5 protein-coding genes are annotated in these 6,167 nt (G+C 74.2%); 1 reads left to right on the top strand and 4 read right to left on the bottom strand.

Going from position 1 to position 6,167, the window contains the following annotated elements; all coding sequences use genetic code 11:
- Positions 1-102: 102 nt before the first annotated feature.
- From ACFWA9_RS37675 to ACFWA9_RS37665, 3 genes are all read right to left on the bottom strand, one after another.
- Positions 103-1,407: a GNAT family N-acetyltransferase gene (locus tag ACFWA9_RS37675; protein WP_352286067.1), complete on the bottom strand. Its 1,305-nt coding sequence runs from the start codon at positions 1,405-1,407 to the stop codon at positions 103-105.
- Positions 1,408-1,529: 122 nt separating this feature from the next.
- Positions 1,530-2,315 carry a response regulator gene (locus ACFWA9_RS37670; protein WP_380393820.1) on the bottom strand — a complete coding sequence of 262 codons (786 nt, stop codon included), beginning with the start codon at positions 2,313-2,315 and terminating at the stop codon, positions 1,530-1,532.
- Positions 2,312-3,649, bottom strand: coding sequence for a sensor histidine kinase (locus ACFWA9_RS37665; protein WP_380393818.1), 1,338 nt, complete (start codon positions 3,647-3,649; stop codon positions 2,312-2,314). The genes ACFWA9_RS37670 and ACFWA9_RS37665 overlap by 4 nt, the downstream gene beginning before the upstream one ends.
- Before the next feature lie 275 nt (positions 3,650-3,924).
- On the opposite strand from ACFWA9_RS37665, the gene ACFWA9_RS37660 reads away from it, so the two are divergent.
- Positions 3,925-4,221, top strand: a complete 297-nt coding sequence (locus ACFWA9_RS37660; RefSeq protein WP_380393815.1) for a DUF4190 domain-containing protein — start codon at positions 3,925-3,927, stop codon at positions 4,219-4,221.
- Between the two features lie 48 nt (positions 4,222-4,269).
- On the opposite strand, the gene ACFWA9_RS37655 is transcribed toward ACFWA9_RS37660, so the two are convergent.
- Entirely contained in the window at positions 4,270-5,724 is a 1,455-nt protein-coding gene (locus tag ACFWA9_RS37655; protein ID WP_380393812.1) for a C40 family peptidase, read from the bottom strand.
- Positions 5,725-6,167 lie beyond the last annotated feature (443 nt).

The raw sequence follows: 6,167 nt of genomic DNA, 5'->3' as shown, positions 1-6,167 counted from the left end.
CTCCCGATATCGGGAGCGCCCGGCCGTGAACACCCAGTCGTGAACACCCGGCAGTGAACACGCGGCCCTGAACACCCGGATGCGTGGGCTCACCCACGCGACTCAGAAGCTGTCCGGGTTCCAGGCGAGCAGGGGCGTGCGCAGCAGCAGGTCGGCGGCGGCGGCCGCGCCCGGGCGTAATTCGGTGACCAGGCCCGCCGCGGCCAGTCGGGGGGCGGTCTCGCCGCCCAGGTAGAGCGAGCCGAGCGCGGAGACGCCCAGCGCGAGGTCGGCCTCGTCGTCGGTGCGGGTGCAGCGGCCGCTGCCGTCGGCGGCGACCTCGACCGCCCACCGGCCGGCCGCGTAGCCGTCCCGGTCCTCGACCTCCAGGACGACCCGGCCGGGCGCGCCGTACGTCCGGGCGTTGAAGGCCGCCTCGACGTCGAGCACCCGGAGCCACATGAAGTCGGCGTTCTCCGCGTGGGGCGTGGCGGCGCGCGGGTCGGCCAGCAGCAGCGGCAGCGGGTCGTCCGGTCCGATGTTCTCCACCACGACCTTGCGCACCCAGTCGACGGAGAGGACGAACCGCCACAGCTCGGCGGCGGTGCCCCGGTCCAGTGCGAGGAAGTCGACGACGGTGAGGGCGCAGTTCGGGTAACTGCCGTCCCAGGTGTCGTCGACCCGGTAGACGACCAGGCCGGTGGCGGTGCCCTCGGCGTCGCGGTGGACGGCGGCGAAGGGCTCCTTCCACTCGAAGCCCGGTACCTGGACGTCCCCGGTCTGGCGCCTCCACCAGAGTTCGTTGCGGGCGATCGCACCGGGCTGGGTGCGCCGCCAGCGGTCGTGCAGCTCGGAGCCGACCTTGCGCAGCTCCTCCATGCGGACGAGATCGATCCGCCCACCGGGCACGGTCGGCAGGCCCTCGCGCAGACCCCGGGCCCGCAGCAGGTCGATGTTCCAGCCGTGGCCGCGGGTGGCCGGGCCGAAGCCGTAGCGCCCGTAGATGTTGTATTCGGCGGCGACCAGGATGGCGACGGCCGAACCGCGCTCCCGGGCGGCCGCCAGATCCTCCGTCATCATCCGGCGGAGCAGGCCGCGCCGGCGGTGGGTGGCGGTCACGGTGACGGAGGTGATGGCGTCCGCCTCGACGACCGCTCCGCCGGGGACGGTCAGCTCGACGTCGAAGCTGCGGAAGGTGGCGACGTAGCGGCCGGCGTCCAGGGCGCCGAGCACCCGGCCGGGCGCCCACTGCTGGCGACGGAAGTCCGCCGCGCTGTCCACGTGTGAACGGAGGAATCCGAGGGCGAGCGCCCGGTCCCAGCCCTCGATCTCGTCCTTGGCGATCGCACGGATCTCGACTCCGCCGATGCCTTCTGTCTGCTGGGCGCTGCCCGGATCGCGGGTGCCGCCGTCCACATCGTTGCCCATGACGTCACGGTACGACCGCCCTCCGGCGACGGCACCTCATTTTCGCCCGCCCCGAAATCGGCCCTGCGGGCCGGTGCGCGGCCGGGCCCCGTGCTGTCGGCCGACCCTTTCGGGCCGGTGCGTCAGGCGGCGCACCCCGGCACCACCAGGCCGGACTCGTACGCGATCACCACCGCATGGGTCCGGTTCTGTGCGCCGAGCTTGGTCAGCACGTTTCCGACGTGCGTCTTGACCGTCTCCTGGCTCACCGTGAGCGAGTCCGCGATCTCCGGGTTGGACAGACCGGTGGCCATCAACCGCAGCACCTCCTCCTCCCGCCCGGTCAGCGCCGCCCTGGGCAACGCTTCGGCGGAACCCAGCGGCCGGGCGGCGACCATCCGGCGCAGGGCTGCCGGGAAGAGGATCGCCTCTCCCGCCGCCACCACCCGCACCGCCTCGGCGATCTGCCGGACCGGGAGCCGCTTGAGCACGAACCCGCTGGCCCCCGCGCTGAGCGCGGCGGTGACGTAGCCGTCGTTCTCGAAGGTGGTGATGACCACGACCTTCGGCGCATCGGCCGAGTCGGCCAGCAGCTGCCTGGTCGCCTCGATTCCGTTGCGACGCGGCATCCGCACGTCCATCAGGACCACGTCCGGCCGCAGCAGCCGCGCCTGCTCGACCGCCTCGACGCCGTCGGCGGCCTCCCCGACCACGACGATGCCCGGCTGCACCGCGAGCAACATGCGCAGACCGCTGCGCGTCACCTCGTCGTCGTCCGCGATCAGCAGGGTGACGGGGGTGCCGGTGGGGCCGGCGACGGCCCGGCTCGTAGTGGCGGCGCCGGTGCCGTCACCGGTCGCGCCCGCCGGGCTCGCGTCCGGGCCGGTCGCGGCGGCCTCGGCCGACCCGGAGCTGGTCGTGCCGATCATGCGGACAACCGTACCGGCAGCCGGACGTCCAACCGCCAGTGCTGCGGCCCGCTCGGTCCGGCCTCGATCTCACCGTGCAGCAACCGCACGCGCTCGGCCAGCCCGGGCAGGCCGTGTCCGGACGTGGGGAAGGCACCCGGGCCCTTGCCGGCTGCCGCCGACCTGACCGGGTTGACCACGCTGAGCGACAGTCCGTCCGGCGCGGCCGCCACCCGGACCTCGATCGGACCGCCCGCCCCGTGACGCAACGCGTTCGTCAGGCCCTCCTGGAGGATCCGGTACGCCGCCCGGGAGAGCGTCCCCTGGACCTGTGCCGGCTCGCCCGACAGCTCCGACACCACCACCGCGCCCGCATGCCGCAAGCGGTCCAGCAGCTCCGGCAGGTCGGCCAAGGTCCTGGTCGGGGCCGTCCCCGCCTTCTCCTCGCGCAGCACGCCCAGCACGTAGTCCAAGTCCTCCAACGCGGCCCGGGTCGACTCCTCGATGCTGCGCAGGGCGGCCCGCGCGGCCACCGGATCGGCGGCGAGCACCTCGCCCGCCACCGCCGCCTGGATCGTGGCGGACGTCAGCGTGTGACCGATCGAGTCGTGCAACTCGTGTGCCAACCGGTTGCGTTCGGCCAGCCGCAGCTCACGCTCGGCCGCCAGCGCGAGGCGCTCGGCCGCCGACGGGCCCAACAGCCGTGGTGCGAGCCACCGCAGGGCGCCCGTCACGACGATGCAGCCGGCCACTGCCAGCAGCAGGCAGACCAGCGCCACCCCCCAGCTCGCCCAGCCCGTCCCCGGCCGCATCGACCGGCCGAACAGGCTCAGCCCCGCCTCGGCCCCGGTCCAGCCCCCCGGCAGGGTCAGGCCGGCCATGAACAGGGCGCCGCTCACCAGCACTCCCGTCCACCCCAGTGCCGCGTGCAGCAGCAGCCAGGCCGGGGTCCGCCAACGGTCGGCCCCGGACGGGCCAGTGACGGACTGCGCGCTGACGGCCGACCCGGTCACGGCCTGCACGCTGACGGACGGCGCTCCGGGAAGCGTGTCGTGCGAAAGGGAGGGGACGGGGCGGCGGGCGGCCACGAGATCCGGCAGCGGTACCCGCAGCAGACGGCGGGCGCACGAGATCAGCACCTGCCGCGTAGGGCGCGCGAGCCCGACCGCGGCGATCATTGCCGCCCAGGCCGACAGCGTCATGGCGACCTGTGCCCCGTAGGGAGCGGTCCGCCAGGCTGCCGCCGGCAGCATCGCGAGAGGAACCAGCGGAAGGCTTGCCAGCGCGCCGCCGAACGCGAACAGCGCACCCGAGAATGTGAAGCCGCGCAACAGCGGCGGGAGTCCCTTAACCATGATCGAGCCAGTATTGCCGGAACGTCCGCCGTCGACCTCCCCCGATCGGGGGATCGATATATCCCGCCTTTCAGCGATGTGCACCCCGCCCCCCGGAATTCACAATCATGCCCTGACCAATCGACGGGACGGGAGTACGGCTGATGAACGCTCAAGGACGGACGACGGCGCCGGAAGTACCGAGCCGGCCGGCACCGCCCCGCACCGGGGCGGGCCTTCACGGCCCGACCCCCCGCCAGGGCCCGCGGCCTCCGACGGCGGGCAACGGCGCCGCGGTGGCCGGCTCGGTGGTGGGCATCACCGCCCTGGTCACCTCGATCGTCCTCATCGGCGGCCCGCTCGGCGTCATCGGCCTGGCCCTGGGCGTCCTCGCGCTGAGGACGGCCAAGCGCACCGGAGTCGGCCGGGCCGGCGCCATCACCGGTGTGGTGGCGTCGTGCGTCGCGATCGTGCTGTCCGCCCTGATGGCCGTCTTCTTCGTCTGGTACGCCGACAACACCCAGGAGTGCTATCAGCCCGACAGCTTCCGGCAGTACACGGAATGCGTCCACCACCAGCTGACCGAAGGGTGACCAGTGCCGTGCGAAATGAAGTGGCACCTCCCCCCGGGGCCGTATCCGCTACGGGCGGGCGTAGAAGTCCGGGGTGCCCATGATCCAGAGGCTGGCCTGTTTGACGGGCATGCCCTGGCGGGGGGCCTCGATCATCTGGTCGTCGCCGATGTAGAGGCCGACGTGGTGGATGTCGGCGGCCCGGCCGGTGTCGGTCCAGAAGACCAGGTCGCCGGGGCGGAGCTGGCGGTAGCCGATCGGGGTGCTCTGCGCGTACTGGTCGGCGGCGAAGTGGTTCAGCTGCTTGCCGCCCTGGCGCCAGGCCATCATGGTCAGCCCCGAGCAGTCGTAGCCGCCGGGGCCCTCGCCGCCCCAGACGTAGGGCAGGCCGATCTTGGAACGGGCGAAGGCCACGGCGGCGGCCGCGCCCTCGGCCGACCACGGGCGGGCAGCCGGGGGCGAGCTCAGAGCCGGCGCCATCGCGGTGCCCGCCGCCTCGGCTGCCGTCTTCTCCGCCGCGGCCTTCTCCGCTGCCGCCTGTTCAGCTGCCGCCTTCTCGGCAGCGGCCTTCTCGGCGGCCGCCCGGGCCGCGGCCTCGGCCTCACGGGCGGCGATCGCCTCCAGCGCCTCGCGCCGCTGCCGCTCCAGCTCGACGGTGGTGTGGCGGGCGGCGGCGAGATCGGCGAGCAGTTGTTCGCGGCGCAGGCCGACCGCCGTGACCTGCGCCTGCTGCGCGGCCAGCCGCGCCTCGGCCCGGCCCCGGGCCGCACCGACCTCGGCGGCGGCCTTCTCGGCGGCCTCGGCGGCGGTGCGGGCGGTGGCCGAGGCGCGGGCCGCGGCGGCTGCCGTGGAGGTGGCCGCGTCCAGGATCTGCCGGGTGCGGTCGCTGGCGACGCCGACCACCGCCGCCTGGTCGCCCGCCTCGCGCGGCCCATGGGCACCGATGAGGGCGTTGACGGCGGAGAGCTCGGCGCTGGTGCCCTGACGGTACGTTTCGGCGGCCAGCCGGGCGGCGTCCTCGGCGGCCTCGGTCCGCGCCGCCTCGGCGGTGGCGGCCCGTCCGACGGCGGCGGACTCCTCGGCGCGAGCGCGGGTGAGTGCGACCTGCGCGCCGTTGTAGGCCTCGACGGCCTGCTCGGCGGTGCGGGAGGCCCGGTCCAGTTCGGCGGTCGCCGCGGTGAGCCCGGCTTCGATGGTGGAGACCGAGGCGGCCCGGCGGTCGGCCTCGACCCGGGAGCGGTCGACCTCCTCGGCGGAGGGGTAGGACCCGTCGGCCGGCGCCCCCGCTGCAGAACCGGACTCGGAACCGACCCCGACCCCGGCCCCGGCCCCGGACTCGGAACCGGCCCCGGCCCCGGACTCGGAACCGGCCCCGGAACCGGACTCGGAACCGGCCCCGGAACCGGCTGCGGCCCCGGACGCCGCGTCATCGATCGCGTCCGCCGGGACTGCCGCGGCGGCGGGAAGCAGCCCGAGCAGAGCGGTGAGGGACAACAGGAGGGTCGGCAGGAGCCTGCGCACCACGGGACATCCCTTCTCAGGTGTCGGACGTGGGCCTTCGGAGAGCCCCAGGCGGACCTGGTCACCCCGACCACCCAGCGAATCTGGCGAAATATTCCATCCCGTGACAAGTCGGTCACTCATCGCCATATTCTCAAGCCGGACGGCCTTCACACCCCAAGCCCGCACCGCCGGCCGGGTGACCCATCAGATGATCTGACCGGAAATCACCATCAGCCAGGGGCTCAGGGTATACGAACTACCGATGGATCCGAGGGGTGTGCGGCCTCAGTCGGGGGTGTCGGTCGGGCCTGGGCTCCAGGCCGGTCGGACGCACCGCGTAGGTGCGGTTACGGCCCGCCCGGACGGTGCGGCGGCGTTGCTGCGCGAGCGGCCGGGGGCCGGGCTCGGGCCCGATGGGAGCGGGCCCGCCGGGGCCGGGGCGCTGCCTGCCCCCCGGCCCCGGC

Origin of the sequence: Kitasatospora sp. NPDC059973 (genome assembly GCF_042737525.1) — a bacterium.
GTDB lineage: Bacteria > Actinomycetota > Actinomycetes > Streptomycetales > Streptomycetaceae > Kitasatospora.
Note: the sequence above shows the minus strand (reverse complement) of the source record. Positions and strands in the feature narration are given on the sequence as shown.

What these genes read in the sequence shown, in the direction of transcription:
- ACFWA9_RS37675 (WP_352286067.1), bottom strand. Translation starts at nt 1,407, where the DNA reads ATGGGCAACGATGTGGACGGCGGCACCCGCGATCCGGGCAGCGCCCAG.
- ACFWA9_RS37670 (WP_380393820.1), bottom strand. Translation starts at nt 2,315, where the DNA reads ATGATCGGCACGACCAGCTCCGGGTCGGCCGAGGCCGCCGCGACCGGC.
- ACFWA9_RS37665 (WP_380393818.1), bottom strand. Translation starts at nt 3,649, where the DNA reads ATGGTTAAGGGACTCCCGCCGCTGTTGCGCGGCTTCACATTCTCGGGT.